This window comes from Micromonospora lupini str. Lupac 08 (assembly GCF_000297395.2).
Classification (GTDB): Bacteria; Actinomycetota; Actinomycetes; order Mycobacteriales; family Micromonosporaceae; genus Micromonospora; species Micromonospora lupini.
In genome coordinates this window covers 5,452,666-5,465,689 of sequence record NZ_HF570108.1, presented here as the reverse complement: position 1 = coordinate 5,465,689, position 13,024 = coordinate 5,452,666, and the positions used below count along the sequence as shown (strand labels likewise).

Below are 13,024 nucleotides of genomic sequence, written 5' to 3'. Positions count from 1 at the left end.
AGCGGCTGCCGTGAATGTGTGACTGTGCCCCATGTCATAGCGGCGACACGTCGTCGTAACGTCTCGGCAACTCGACCGTGACCCAGTTCACAGTCCGCCCCTCAGGAGGCCGCCGTGCGCCGCTCCTCATCCACCCTCAACCGGCTGATCGGTGCGGTCGCCGGCCTCGTCCTCGCCGCGGCGGGCGCGATCGCCCTCGCCACACCCGCCCAGGCCGCCACCCTCACCCAGGTCACCGGGTTCGGCTCCAACCCGGGCAACCTCGCCATGTACGCCTACCGGCCGGACAACCTGCCGGCCAACTCCCCGGCCGTGGTCCTGCTGCACGGGTGCACCCAGAACGCCTCCGGCTACTTCGCCGGCTCGGGTTGGCAGAAGTACGCCGACCAGTGGAAGTTCGCCCTGATCGTCGCCCAGCAGCCCTCCGGCAACAACGCCAACTCCTGCTTCAACTTCTTCGAGACCGGCGACACCGCCCGGGGTCAGGGCGAGGCGCTGTCGATCAAGCAGATGGTGGACCACGCCAAGGCGAACTTCGCCGTCGACGGCTCCCGGGTCTTCGTCAGCGGCCTCTCCGCGGGCGGGGCGATGAGCGCCGTCATGTTGGCCACCTACCCGGACGTCTTCGCCGCCGGATCGATCATCGCGGGCATCCCGTACCGCTGCGCCACCAGCATGGTCAACGCGTTCAGCTGCATGAACCCAGGCTCGGACAAGTCCCCGGCGGCCTGGGGCGACCTGGTCCGTGGCGCGTACTCCGGCTACTCCGGCCCACGCCCCCGGGTGGCCATCTGGCACGGCACGTCGGACACCACTGTCACCCCGCTCAACGGCACCGAGTCCCGCGACCAGTGGACAAACATACGGGGGATCTCGCAGACGCCGACCAGCACGTCGTCGCTGCCCGGCAACACCAGCCTGGAGGTGTACGGCAACGACGAGGTGCGCCTCTACCGCGTCTCCGGGATGGGCCACGGCACCCCGGTCGACCCGGGCTCGGCCGCGGACCAGTGCGGCACGGCTGGCGCGTACTTCCTGGACACCATCTGCTCGACGTACCGCGACGCGCTCTTCTTCGGCCTGAACGGCGGCGGCAGCACCCCCACCCCGACGGCCACCCCCACCACCACGCCGACCCCCACGGCCAGCCCGACGCCGACGCCGACCCCGACCGCGCCGGCGACCTGCGTGACGGCCAGCAACTACGCGCACGTCGCGGCCGGCCGCGCCTACCAGTCCGGCGGCTACGCCTACGCGAACGGCTCCAACCAGCGCATGGGCCTCTACAACACCTTCTACACCAGCACCCTCAAGCAGACCGCCGCCAACTACTGGGTGATCGGCTGCTGACCCACCCAGGTCGCCCGGTGATCAAGAGGTTTGCGTCAGAATCCGGCTCCCGGATGACGCAAACCTCTTGATCAACTCAGGTGGTGGTGCGTCTGTCGGCGGGCGGCGCTGGGCACTCCTCGATCAGGGCCCAGGCGTTGAAGAACTTCGGCTGCGGGCCGAACAGCTCCCGCAGGTCCCCAGTCGGAGGGGCGTGGCGGTCGTCCTCAGGCAGCCAGATCGAGTCGCACTCCGGGCACAGCAGGAACACGCGGCCGTCGTCACGAACCCGGTACCAGGTCTGCCAGTCCTGTCCGCACGCCGTGCAGGCGACAGGCGCTTCTTTCTCGCGTACCGCTTCGGATCCGCGATCGGGAACGCGGTGACCACCCTGTCGATGCCCACCGTCACGCGACAGCGGAACCTCTGCCCGATCTGGCGATTCGTGGGAATCCCCCACCATTCCTCTTCTCCTGTCATGTTCGATGGGCGGAGCCGTCTACAACTTCCTCTACAGCGGATCAAGAGCCGGGCACGCGCACGCGCCGCAGCCCCGCGCGACCGCCAGGCAGCCGCGTCCCCACCCGCCCCGGTGATCAAGAGGTTTCGCGTCAGGATCCGGCTCCCGGATGACGCAAACCTCTTGATCAACACGGAGCGGTCAGGAGGTCAGGGCCGCTCGGAGGGCCTCGGGGAGGGTGGGGTGCTGGTAGGGATAGTTGGCCCTTGTCAGGACGGCCGGGTGAACTCTCGTGCTCGTCAGGGCCTCGTGGGCGAAGCCGCCGAGGGCCACCTTCAGGGCCAGGGCGGGGATCGGGATGATCGCCGGCCGGTGCAGTTGCCGGGCCAGCTCCCTGGTGAACTCGGCGTTGGTCACCGGATGCGGACCCACCACGTTGACCGGGCCGGCGATCTCGTCGTGTGCCAGCAGGAAGACCGTCGCGTCCAGCCAGTCGGCCATCGAGATCCACGGCAGCCACTGCCGGCCACTGCCCAGCCGCCCGGCGATGCCCAGTTTGAACGGCAGCAGTTGCGGCTTGAGCAGCCCGCCGTCGCGGTGCAGCGGCAGACCGGTACGCAGTCGCACCACGCGTACGCCGGCGTCCTCAGCCGGGCGGGTCGCGGCCTCCCAGACCCGGCAGACGTCGGCCAGGAAACCCTCGCCGGCGGGGGCGTCCTCCTCGACGACCCGGTCGCCCGTGTTGCCGTACCAGCCGACGGCCGACGAGTTGAGCAGGGCTCGGGGACGGTCGGCAGCCGGCAGCCCGGCGATCGTCGTCGCGAGCGTGCTGCTGCTGTCCACCCGGCTGGTGCGGATGAGCCGCCGGTAGTCGTCGTTCCAGCGCTTGTCGCCGACGCCCGCGCCGGCCAGGTTGATGACGGCGTCCACTCCGGCGACCGCAGCCGGGTCGAGCTGACCGGCCGCGGGATCCCACTGCCGCTCCCGCGGGTCGCGCGCCGGACGGCGCACCAGCCGGGTGACCTCGTGCCCGTCGGCGGCGAGCCGGTCGCCCAGCCAGGTACCGAGAAAGCCGGACGCGCCGGCCAGAAGGATCCGCATGCCCTTATCTTCGCCGAAAACGCCATCCCCGGACGCACCCCGCCTCCACTCCTCGCCGATCTCGCACTTCGGGTCGCCGTTTCTGCGGGGGCCCGCACAGAAAGCGCACGATCGGCGAGGAGTGGTTCGGTCAGAGGGCGGGGGCGGGGCGTAGGTCGGTGAGGAGGCGTTCCACCTCGGCGTACGCCTCGGGGGGTAGCGGGCCCAGGGTCAGGGTTGCCAGGTTCTCGTCGGCCTGGGCCACCGTGCGGAGGCCGGGGATCGGCACCGTACGCGGGCTGCGGGCCAGCAGCCAGCCGAGCGCGCCCTGGGCGAGGGTCCGCCCGTCCGCGGTGAGCGCCGCGCGGACCTGCTCCACCCGGGCCGCCCAGCGGGGCGTGGGGCGGCCGTCGGTGAACCACTGCAACCACTCCGGCGCGCGGCCGCGCACGTCGTCCGCCCCGACGGCCCGGGTCGACCCGGTGAGCAGCCCCATCGCCAGCGGTCCCCGGTTGAGGCTGGCCAGGTCGTGGCGGTCGCAGACGGCGAGGACCGCCGCGTTGTCGCTGAGCACCGACTCGTCGTGCTGGATGGCCGCGCAGTGCGGGCCGGCCGCCGCGAACGCCTCGGCCGAGTCCGGGTTGTCGGTGCTCCAGCCGTACGCCCGGATCTTGCCCTGGTCGACGAGGTCCTCCAGGGTGCCGACCAGGTCGAGCGCGGCGGGCGCCGGCAGCTCGTTGATGTGCAGTTGGTAGAGGTCCACGTGGTCGGTGCCGAGCCGTCGCAGCGAGTCCTCCAGGCTGCGTACGGCGAACGCCGGGCTGGCGTCGGTGCCCAGCGCCCGCCGGATGGTCTCGTCGCTGACGTTGCCGAACTTGGTGGCGATCACCGCGCTGTCCCGCCGGCCGGCCAGGGCCCGGCCGAGGATGCGCTCGCTGTGCCCGGCGCCGTAGTTGCTGGCCGTGTCGAACAGGGTCACCCCGAGGTCGAGTGCCCGGTGGACGGTACGGATCGACTCGTCGTCGTCCACCTGTCCCCAACCGAACGGTTGCCCGTCGTCACCCCAGAGCGGTCCGCCGATCGCCCAGCACCCCATCCCGATCGCGCTCACCTCGATGCCGCTGCGTCCCAGCGTTCGTGTCGTCGTCATGCGGACCAGCCTCCAACCTGGAGTGCGCTCCAGGTCAAGGGGTGGCTACGATGCCGAGACATGACCGGTTACGCCCCCGCCGAGGCCGCCCGGCGCAGCGGCTTCAGCCTGGACACGCTGCGGTACTACGAGAAGATCGGCCTGCTGGCCGACGTGGGCCGCACGGCGGGCGGCCAGCGCGTCTTCACCGACGACGACCTGAGCTGGCTGGTGCTGTTCCGCTGCCTGCGCGACACCGGGATGCCGATCGCCCAGATGTGCCGGTACGCCGAGCTGGCCCGCGAGGGCGAGCACACCGTCGACGAGCGCCGCGAGCTGCTCAAACAGCACGCGGCGCAGGTCGAGGAGCAGATGCTCCTGCTGAGCCGCCAGTACGAGCACCTCCGGGAGAAGATCCGCTTCTACGAGCGGCTGCCCGGGCCGACGCCCGAGACCGAGCAGCCCACCGCCACCCCCTCCGGCCCAGCCGTCAGCCGCTGACCTGACCCGGCGCGGTCAGGCCGAGGAGTTCCTCGGCCGTTCCGGGTCGGCCGCTGAGCGCGTTCAACGCCGAGACCAAACGCTTCTCCTCGTAGCGGAAGTGCGTCTCCAACAGGGCGGCCAACCCGTCCAGCTCGCCGCGCACCCGGGCGAGTGGCACCGCCGAATCGCCGGCGAGCAGCGCCTCGACCCGCTCCAGGATCCCCGCCACCACCTCGTGATCGGTGATCAGGTTGGCGATGACCGGGCGTAGTTCGGGGACCTCCTCGGCCAGCAGCCGGAACGCGCCCGCGTCCTCGCCGGTGTGGTGTCGGCCGAGTGCGGCGCAGAAGGTCAGGCAGTGCCCGCGCAGGTCGCGCGACGGTTGGGCGGCGCCCGCGGCGTCGAGACCTGCCCGGAGACGGGCCAGTTCCGCGCGGAGCCAGAGGTGGATCTCGATCATCTGATTGCCGACGGCGGCGAGCCGGTCGGCCGGTGAACCGGTCGGGTGCACGTTCATCCCATGCTGTCCCCGCGCCTCCATGCCCACGGCGGCCTTCGTGCCGGGTACACCGCGACGCTGCGCCGGAGTCTATCCGAACCCGATCACGGCGCGGTCGGCTCGTCGGACTCCCGGACGTCGTGCCAGCGCGCCCGCCAGGCGGCCTCGTGGGCCTCGTGACTGGTCCGCTCCTGAAAGACCGCGGCCCGCAACGCGTGCCGGGAGTCCGACATCACCATCACCTCCACGGCCACCAGTGCCACGCAGATCACTGTCGCGAGGATGAGCGCGCCGAGCGCCGGTAGGTGCTGGCCGACCGGGAGGGCCGCCGTGAGCACCACGATCACCCCGACGCGGGTCCAACTGACGGTGTGCAGGGTGCGCAGCTGGAACAACATGTTGACGGCGAAGTAGCAGATCAACCCGCCGAAGAGCATCGGCACGGCCGGACCCTCCACCTTCTCGGCGATCCCGCCGGCCGGGTCAGTGATCTTGTGCAGGACCTCCTCGTTGCCGATGGAGAAGAGGATCACCCCGGCGATCATCGGCAGGTAGAGGTACGCGTACGCGTCGCGGGCCATGGCCACCCGGGGGCCACCCTCCGCCGCGTGCAAGGCGATCCGGGCGGCCGGCCCGATGAAGTCGAAGTGCGCCCACCACAGGGCGGCCGTGACCACGATGCCGAGCGCCGCGGCAGCCACCGCCGGCCAGGTCACCGGCTTGCCGAGCAGATTGCCGCCCACCCCGGTGGAGATGATGGACTCGCCCAGCGCGATGATCAGAATGAGGTCGTAGCGCTCCGTCCAGTGCTCGGCGCTTGTCACCCCCCAGCCCCAGGTGCCGACGATGAAGCCGGTGGCGTACTGCACCACCACCACGGTGATCCACAGGCCGTCGCGGACCAGCGCGGCCCGGCCCGGGTCGTCGATCAGTGTCGGGAGCAGCGCAGCGGTCAGCAGCAGCACGATGCTCACCGCCAGCTCCGGGGCGAAGCGCCGCAGTTGCCGCCGCTCCTGTGGGCTGTCCTGCACCACGTGCTGATAGAGGATCCAGTGGATCCCGCGGACCACGACGTAGCTGATGGCCACCAGCATCGGGCCGGCGGCGCCGGCCTTCGGGTCGCTGAACGCCTGCGGCAGGGCCAGCGCGAACGCGAACAGGGCGGCCATCGCGATCACCATGAGCACCGGGACGTAGCCCTCGCCGAGCCGGACCCGGGTGGCGACCAGGCTGTGCACCACCCAGATCCACCAGAGCACGGCGAGCACCAGGGCGGCGTGCAGCAGTTGCCGGCCGGAGATGTTGGCGGCGGTCGCCCGCGTGATGATGAAGAACGAGAAGACGAAGACCAGGTCGAAGAAGACCTCGAACTTGTCCACCCGGGCACCGGGAGCGATCGGGACGGCCGGTCCCAGTTGTCCACCCCGCCGGTAGCCGCCCACGGTCCCACTGTGGCAGCGTCCGGGCTGCTCCGAGGCCCGAACAGCGATGGCGACGGCGTCCGGCGTTACCTCCGGCCCGGCTCGGGAAACACCGGGACCATGGCCTCCGGCAGCGGGCCGGTCGGTTCGACCCACCCTGGACAAGGATGGATCATGACGACGAACAACCCGATCACCACCTCGTTCGCCCATACCTCCACGGCCATGGACGTGATCCGGGGCGTGGACCTCGTCCGGCGGCGGGCGATCGTCACCGGCGGGTCGTCCGGCATCGGCGTGGAAACCGCCCGTGCCCTGGCCAGCGCCGGTGCGGAAGTCACACTGGCCGTCCGCAACCCGGACGCCGGCCAGCAGGCCGCCGACGACATCACCGGCACCACAGGCAACGACCGGGTCATGGTCGCGCCGCTCGACCTCGCCGACCAGGGGTCCATCGCCGACTTCGTCGCCAACTGGGACGGCCCGCTGCACATCCTGGTCAACAACGCCGGCATCATGGCCGCGCCCCTGAGCCGGACCCCGCAGGGCTGGGAGATGCAGTTCGCCACCAACCACCTCGGGCACTTCGCGCTCGCCACCGGGCTGCGCCCGGCGCTCGCCTCCGGCGACGGGGGCCGGATCGTCTCCGTCAGCTCCGCCGCCCACCTGCGCTCGCCGGTGGTCTTCGACGACATCCAGTACGACAAGCGGGAGTACGAGCCGTGGCAGGCGTACGGGCAGTCGAAGACGGCAAACGTGCTGTTCGCCGTGGAGGCGTCCCGGCTCTGGGCCGACGACGGGATCACGGCCAACTCGCTGATGCCCGGCGCGATCCGGACCAACCTGCAGCGCTACGTCAGCGAGGAGGAGTTGGACCGGCTGCGCGCGGGCAACGCGGCGGCCTGGAAGACCGTGGAGCAGGGCGCCGCCACCTCGGTGCTGGTCGCCGCGTCGCCGCTGCTCGACGGCGTGGGCGGGCGCTACTTCGAGGACTGTCAGGAGGCCGCCCCCGCCCAGCCCGGCGGGCGGACGGGCGTGGCCGACTACGCGTTGGACCCGGAGGCCGCCGAGCGGCTCTGGAAGGTCTCGACCGCGCTGCTCAAGAGCTGACGACCGCGAACGACAGGGCGCCCCGGTCGACGACCGGGGCGCCCTGTCGGCGTTGCGAATGGATCAGGCCAGGCCCAGCTCCGACTCGAAGTTGCCGGCCTCCAGCCGCTCCTTGACCGCGGTCAGGAAGCGGGCGGCGTCGGCGCCGTCGATCAGCCGGTGGTCGTAGGACATGGCCAGGTAGACCATCGACCGGACCGCGATGACCTCGCCCAGCTCTGGGTCGTTGACCACGACCGGCCGCTTGACCACGGCACCCGTGCCGAGCATCGCCGACTGCGGCGACGGCACGATCGGGGTGTCGAACAGAGCGCCCCGGCTGCCCGTGTTGGTGAGCGTGAAGGTCGCCCCGGCCATCTCGTCGGGGGTGATCTTGTTGGCCCGGGTGCGCTCGGCCAGGTCGGCGATCCGCTTGGCGATGCCGCCCATGTTGAGGTCACCGGCGTTGTGGATGACCGGCACGAGCAGCCCGCGCTCGGTGTCCACGGCGATGCCGAGGTGCTCGGCGGCCGGGTAGGTGATCGTGCCACCCTCCAGGTCCATGCTGGCCTGGATGATCGGGTGGGTCTGGAGCGCCTCGATGGCGGCGAGGGCGAAGAACGGCAGGAAGGACAGCTTCACGCCGTGCTTGGCCTGGAACGACTCCTTGGCCTGGACCCGCAGCTTGGCGACCTTGGTGACGTCGACCTCGACGACGGTGGTGAGCTGGGCCGTCTCGTGCAGCGACTGCTGCATCCGCTTGGCGATCGTCGCGCGGATCCGCGGCAGCTTCTCGGTGGTGCCCCGCTTGTTGCTCGGCTGCGGCTTCGCGGCCGGCTTCGCCGCGGCGGCCGACGGCGCGGCGGCCGGCTGTGCGGCCGGAGCCGGCGCGGCCTTGGCGGCCTTCGCCTTCTCGGCCGCGTCGAGGACGTCCTGCTTGCGGATCCGGCCACCCACGCCGGTGCCGTTGAGCGAGGACAGGTCGACGCCGTGCTCACTGGCCAGCTTGCGGACCAGCGGGGTCACGTACCCGGCAGCCTCCTCGCCGCCACCCTGCGCGGGGGCGGACGGGCGCTGGGGCGCGGTGGTCGGCCCGGACGGCTGCGCGGCCTGCTCGGTCTTCGCCGGCTGCGCCGAACTCTCGGTCTCCGCGGCCGGCTCGTTGTACGACATGCCCGGGGTGGGCTCCTCGACCTTCGGCTCCGGCTTCGGCTCGGCCTTCGGCGCCGGCGCGGCCTCCGCCTTCGGCTCGGGCTTCGGCTCGGGCTTCGCCTGGGCGGGGGCGCCACCGGCGACACCGATGATCGCCAGGTCGGCGCCGACGTCGGCGGTCTCGTCCTCGGCGACCTTGATCTCCAGAACCGTGCCGGCGACCGGCGACGGGATCTCCGTGTCCACCTTGTCGGTGGAGACCTCCAGCAGCGGCTCGTCCACCTCGATGGTGTCGCCGACCTGCTTGAGCCAGCGGGTGACCGTACCCTCGGTGACGCTCTCGCCCAGGGCCGGCATCTTCACCGCGGTGCCCTCGCCCGACGGCGCGGCGGCCGGAGCCGGCGTCTCGGCCGGCGCCTCGTCCTGCGCCACCTCGTCGGCGGTGCCCTCGGCGGCGGCCGTCGGCTCGGCGGCCGGCTCCACCGACTCTGCCGGGGCCTGCTCCTGCGGAGCGGCCTCGCCGCCACCTGTCGACTCGCCCTCACCGGCGATGACGGCCAGCTCGCTACCGACCTCGGCGGTCTCGTCCTCGCCGACCACGATCCGACTCAGCACGCCCGCCGCGGGCGACGGGATCTCGGTGTCGACCTTGTCGGTCGAGACCTCGAGCAGGGGCTCGTCGACCTCGACCGTGTCGCCCTCCTGCTTGAGCCAGCGCGTGACGGTGCCCTCGGTGACGCTCTCGCCGAGCCGGGGCATGGTGACCGATACCGGCATGTTCTCCAGACTCCTTCATTCCCCTTGGGGGATCTTCGCCCGTCGCCGGACGCCGCGGTTTGGGTGATCAGGCGTGCGAGTGCAGCGGCTTGCCGGCGAGGGCCAGGTGCGCCTCGCCCAGGGCCTCGTTCTGGGTCGGGTGGGCGTGCACGAGCTGGGCGACCTCCGCCGGGTACGCCTCCCAGTTGTAGATGAGCTGCGCCTCACCGATCAGCTCACCCACCCGGGCGCCGACCATGTGCACGCCGACGACGGGGCCGTCCTCGACCCGGACCAGCTTCACGAAGCCGGTGGTCTTGAGGATCTGGCTCTTGCCGTTGCCGCCGAGCGGGTAGTTGATGCTCTTGACCTTGTCGGCGCCGTACTGCTCCTTGGCCTTCGCCTCGGTGAGGCCCACCGACGCCAGCTCCGGGTCGCAGTAGGTGACGCGCGGGATGCCTACCTCGTCGATGACGGCCGGGGTCTGCCCGGCGATCTCCTCGGCGACGAAGATGCCCTGCTGGAAGCCCCGGTGCGCGAGCTGGAGACCGGGCACGATGTCGCCGACGGCGTAGACGTTCGGCACGCTGGTGCGCAGCCGCTCGTCGGTCAGCACGTAACCGCGGTCCATCTTGACGCCCTGCTCCTCGTACCCGAGGTTTGCGGTGTTCGGGCCGCGACCGACGGCGACCAGCAGCAGCTCCGCCTCGACGGTCTCGCCGCCCTGAATGGTCAGCTTGACGCCGTTCTCGGTCTTCTCGACCTTCTCGAACGGCTTGCCGACCTTGAAGTTGATCTTCCGCTTGCGGAAGGCCCGCTCCAGCGCCTTCGACGACTCCTCGTCCTCGGCGGCGACAAGCCGGGGCAGCGCCTCGACGATCGTCACGTCCACACCGAAGGACTTCCACACGCTGGCGAACTCGACGCCGATCACGCCGCCACCGAGCACGATCACCGACGACGGCACCCGGTCCATCGTGAGCGCGTGGTCGCTGGTGATGATCCGCTCGCCGTCGACCTCCAGGCCGGGCAGGCTCTTCGCGTACGAGCCGGAGGCCAGGACGATGTTGCGGCCGGTGTAACGCTTGCCGTCGACCTCGACGACGTTCTTGCCGACCAGGGTGCCGTGGCCCTCGACGATGGTGATCGCCTTGTTGCCCTTGAGCAGGCCCTGCAGACCCTTGTACAGGCGGGAGATGACACCGTCCTTGTACGAGTTGACCCCGGCCATGTCGATGCCGATCAGCTCGGCCTTCACACCGAACTGCTCCGACTCGCGGGCCTGGTCGGCGATCTCCGCCGCGTGCAGCAGCGCCTTGGTCGGGATGCAGCCGTTGTGCAGGCAGGTGCCGCCGAGCTTGCCCTTCTCGATCAGCGCGACGGACAGGTCCAGTTGGGCGGCGCGCAGCGCCGCCGCGTAGCCGCCGCTGCCACCTCCGAGGATGACGATGTCGAAGGTTGCTTCGTTCGGCTCGCTCACGTCCAACTCCCAGGTCGCGTCGCTGCATCGGGGGTCACGGGGTTGTAACACGGACACACCCCACCTCGGTCATCTTGTCACCACTGGGCACAGGGTGCGTACCGAGGTGCCCAACGACACGTCATCGACACGTACCCTTGGCACCGTTGTCGATGACGTGAGGTGGGGGAGAGGTTCGGTGGGGTTGTTCCGGCGCCGGAAGCAGGCGCGTGTGCTGAGCCACGACCGCGCGGCCGATCGCGGCGATCTGGACCATCTTGAGAACTTCATCCGCAGCCGGCGCGGCGTCGAGGCGTTCATCGAGCCCCGGACGACTGTCACCGAGACCACCGTCATCCTGATCGCCGACGACGGGGAGTGGACGCGCCGCCGCATCGACGGCCCGGACGGCGCGCGGCGCTTCGCGTACCGGATGGGCATCCCGGTGTACGACGTCCGGCTGATGGGCTACCCGCAGCGGATGCGCGACTTCAACGAGCGCCGCAAGCGCCGACCCGAGCGCTACTGAGACAAACCGAGGGGCCCCCGGGAAGAGGGCCCCTCGGTCACACGTCCGTCAGCCGTTGACGGCGACGTCCTCGACGAGCTGCACCAGGGTGCGGACCGGCACGCCGGTGCCGCCCTTGGTCCAGTAGCCGGTCGGCTCGCCCGAGTGGTAGCCCGGCCCGGCGATGTCGATGTGCGCCCACGCCACGTCGTCGGCCACGAACTCGCGCAGGAACACGCCGCCCTGCAGCATGTGCCCGGCCCGGTCCATCCCGGCGTTGACCTGCGAGATGTCCGCCACGTCGGAGTCCATGCCCTTGCGCACGTCGTCCGGCAGCGGCATCGGCCAGGCCGGCTCGCCGACCGCGTCGCCGACCGTCCGGACCCGCTCGCACAGCTCGGGGGTGCCCATCACGCCGGCCACCCGCTTGCCCAGCGCGATCACCTGGCCGCCGGTGAGGGTGGAGGTCTCGAACAGGTAGTCGGTGCCGTCGGAGCACGCGCGGGCGATGGCGTCGGCAAGGACCATCCGGCCCTCGGCGTCGGTGTTGAGCACCTCCACCTTCTTGCCGCTGAACATGCTGATCACGTCGCCCGGCCGGTAGCTGGTGCCCGACGGCATGTTCTCGGCCATCGGCAGGTACGCGCTGACCGCCACCGCCGGCTTCAGCGCGGCGATCGCCAGCATGGCCGCGCCCACCGCGGCGGCGCCCGCCATGTCGGACTTCATCTCCCACATGCCCTGCGCCGGCTTGATCGAGATGCCGCCGGTGTCGAAGGTGATCCCCTTGCCGACAAGCGCGACCCGCTTGCCGTTGCCGCCGTCCTGCGGGGTGTAGGTGAGCTTCACCAGTCGCGGCGGGGCCTCCGAGCCCTGCCCGACCGCGATGATGCCGCCGTAGCCGCCCGCGGCCAGCGCCGCCTCGTCCAGCACCTCGACGCCGAGACCCGCGTCACGGGCGGCGGCGGCAACGGCGTCGGCGAACGACGGGGGACGCAGCTCGTTCGGGGCCGTGTTCACCCAGTCCCGGCTGAGCCGGACCGCGCCGGCGACCGCCTGCGCGCGAGTGATCTCGGCCTGGGCGGCCGGGTCGGCGGCGTCCGGAACGGCGATCAGCACCTCGGCCACCGGCTCCCGCCGGGTCGGCTGCGGCCGGGTCTTGTAGCCGGCGAACCGGTACCCGCCGAGCAGCGCGCCCTCGGCGACGGCGCGCAGCGCGGCCGGCGCGTCCGCGTCGTCGGGCAGCGGCATGCTCAGCGCCACCTTCGGTGCGCCCGCCAGGGCCCGGACCGCCGCGCCGGCGGCGCGACGCAGCGTCTCCGGCGCCGGGGCGGCGCCCGTCGGCTCCGAGCCGAGCCCGACAGCGACGACAAGCGGGGCGGTGACGGTGCCCAGCGTGGCCAGCTTGATGACCTCACCCGGCCCACCGGTCGCGCCGAGCAGCGCGAGGGTCTCGGTCAGCTTGCCGTCGAACGCGACGGCGATGCTCTCGGCGCCGCTGGCGAGCAGCAGGGTGCCGGCGAGGCCGCTGGTGGCGCCCTGCTCTCCGGGCTGGCTGTGCACGCCGATCACGATCGCGTCGACGGCGAGCTCGGCCGGGTCGGTGTCGACCAGGCTCAGGTTGGTGGTGCGGGGTGATGTCACTGAAGCTACTCCGGG

12 protein-coding genes are annotated in these 13,024 nt (G+C 71.4%); 4 read left to right on the top strand and 8 right to left on the bottom strand.

Going from position 1 to position 13,024, the window contains the following annotated elements; translation table 11 throughout:
- The first annotated feature begins 114 nt into the window (after positions 1-114).
- Positions 115-1,350, top strand: coding sequence for an extracellular catalytic domain type 1 short-chain-length polyhydroxyalkanoate depolymerase (locus MILUP08_RS25905; RefSeq protein ID WP_007463263.1), 1,236 nt, complete (start codon positions 115-117; stop codon positions 1,348-1,350).
- Positions 1,351-1,426: 76 nt separating this feature from the next.
- Here MILUP08_RS25905 and MILUP08_RS36950 read toward each other — a convergent pair whose 3' ends face one another.
- The 3 genes from MILUP08_RS36950 to MILUP08_RS25890 form a co-directional block, all read right to left on the bottom strand.
- Positions 1,427-1,792, bottom strand: coding sequence for a hypothetical protein (locus MILUP08_RS36950; protein WP_007463261.1), 366 nt, complete (start codon positions 1,790-1,792; stop codon positions 1,427-1,429).
- Between the two features lie 198 nt (positions 1,793-1,990).
- Positions 1,991-2,890, bottom strand: a complete 900-nt coding sequence (locus MILUP08_RS25895) for a TIGR01777 family oxidoreductase (protein ID WP_007463259.1) — start codon at positions 2,888-2,890, stop codon at positions 1,991-1,993.
- Between the two features lie 130 nt (positions 2,891-3,020).
- Complete coding sequence (locus MILUP08_RS25890) at positions 3,021-4,019, bottom strand: aldo/keto reductase (protein WP_007463257.1); 999 nt, start codon at positions 4,017-4,019, stop codon at positions 3,021-3,023.
- Positions 4,020-4,079: 60 nt separating this feature from the next.
- On the opposite strand from MILUP08_RS25890, the gene MILUP08_RS25885 reads away from it, so the two are divergent.
- Positions 4,080-4,499, top strand: coding sequence for a MerR family transcriptional regulator (locus tag MILUP08_RS25885; protein WP_007463255.1), 420 nt, complete (start codon positions 4,080-4,082; stop codon positions 4,497-4,499).
- Here MILUP08_RS25885 and MILUP08_RS25880 read toward each other — a convergent pair.
- Both MILUP08_RS25880 and MILUP08_RS25875 read right to left on the bottom strand, forming a co-directional pair.
- Positions 4,489-4,998, bottom strand: a complete 510-nt coding sequence (locus MILUP08_RS25880; protein WP_007463253.1) for a hemerythrin domain-containing protein — start codon at positions 4,996-4,998, stop codon at positions 4,489-4,491. The genes MILUP08_RS25885 and MILUP08_RS25880 overlap by 11 nt on opposite strands.
- Positions 4,999-5,084: 86 nt before the next feature.
- A complete protein-coding gene (locus tag MILUP08_RS25875) occupies positions 5,085-6,422 on the bottom strand; it encodes a low temperature requirement protein A (protein ID WP_007463252.1) in 1,338 nt (445 codons plus the stop codon).
- Positions 6,423-6,575: 153 nt separating this feature from the next.
- Between MILUP08_RS25875 and MILUP08_RS25870 the strand changes: the two genes are divergently transcribed.
- Positions 6,576-7,511 carry an SDR family NAD(P)-dependent oxidoreductase gene (locus MILUP08_RS25870; RefSeq protein WP_007463250.1) on the top strand — a complete coding sequence of 312 codons (936 nt, stop codon included), beginning with the start codon at positions 6,576-6,578 and terminating at the stop codon, positions 7,509-7,511.
- Positions 7,512-7,574: 63 nt separating this feature from the next.
- Here MILUP08_RS25870 and sucB read toward each other — a convergent pair whose 3' ends face one another.
- Both sucB and lpdA read right to left on the bottom strand, forming a co-directional pair.
- Positions 7,575-9,419 (bottom strand): 2-oxoglutarate dehydrogenase, E2 component, dihydrolipoamide succinyltransferase, encoded by a 1,845-nt coding sequence (gene sucB / locus MILUP08_RS25865; RefSeq protein WP_007463248.1) that lies wholly within the window; start codon positions 9,417-9,419, stop codon positions 7,575-7,577.
- A gap of 67 nt (positions 9,420-9,486) precedes the next feature.
- The gene (lpdA, locus tag MILUP08_RS25860) at positions 9,487-10,878 is read right to left on the bottom strand and encodes a dihydrolipoyl dehydrogenase (RefSeq protein ID WP_039906652.1); all 1,392 of its coding nucleotides are present in this window, start codon (positions 10,876-10,878) and stop codon (positions 9,487-9,489) included.
- Positions 10,879-11,056: 178 nt separating this feature from the next.
- Here lpdA and MILUP08_RS25855 point away from each other — a divergent pair, with 178 nt between their 5' ends.
- Complete coding sequence (locus tag MILUP08_RS25855) at positions 11,057-11,386, top strand: hypothetical protein (RefSeq protein WP_007463244.1); 330 nt, start codon at positions 11,057-11,059, stop codon at positions 11,384-11,386.
- Between the two features lie 48 nt (positions 11,387-11,434).
- On the opposite strand, the gene MILUP08_RS25850 is transcribed toward MILUP08_RS25855, so the two are convergent.
- Positions 11,435-13,009: a leucyl aminopeptidase gene (locus MILUP08_RS25850; RefSeq protein WP_007463242.1), complete on the bottom strand. Its 1,575-nt coding sequence runs from the start codon at positions 13,007-13,009 to the stop codon at positions 11,435-11,437.
- Positions 13,010-13,024 lie beyond the last annotated feature (15 nt).

What these genes read in the sequence shown, in the direction of transcription:
- MILUP08_RS36950 (WP_007463261.1), bottom strand. Translation starts at nt 1,792, where the DNA reads ATGGTGGGGGATTCCCACGAATCGCCAGATCGGGCAGAGGTTCCGCTG.
- sucB (WP_007463248.1), bottom strand. Translation starts at nt 9,419, where the DNA reads ATGCCGGTATCGGTCACCATGCCCCGGCTCGGCGAGAGCGTCACCGAG.
- MILUP08_RS25895 (WP_007463259.1), bottom strand. Translation starts at nt 2,890, where the DNA reads ATGCGGATCCTTCTGGCCGGCGCGTCCGGCTTTCTCGGTACCTGGCTG.
- MILUP08_RS25880 (WP_007463253.1), bottom strand. Translation starts at nt 4,998, where the DNA reads ATGAACGTGCACCCGACCGGTTCACCGGCCGACCGGCTCGCCGCCGTC.
- MILUP08_RS25885 (WP_007463255.1), top strand. Translation starts at nt 4,080, where the DNA reads ATGACCGGTTACGCCCCCGCCGAGGCCGCCCGGCGCAGCGGCTTCAGC.
- MILUP08_RS25870 (WP_007463250.1), top strand. Translation starts at nt 6,576, where the DNA reads ATGACGACGAACAACCCGATCACCACCTCGTTCGCCCATACCTCCACG.
- MILUP08_RS25890 (WP_007463257.1), bottom strand. Translation starts at nt 4,019, where the DNA reads ATGACGACGACACGAACGCTGGGACGCAGCGGCATCGAGGTGAGCGCG.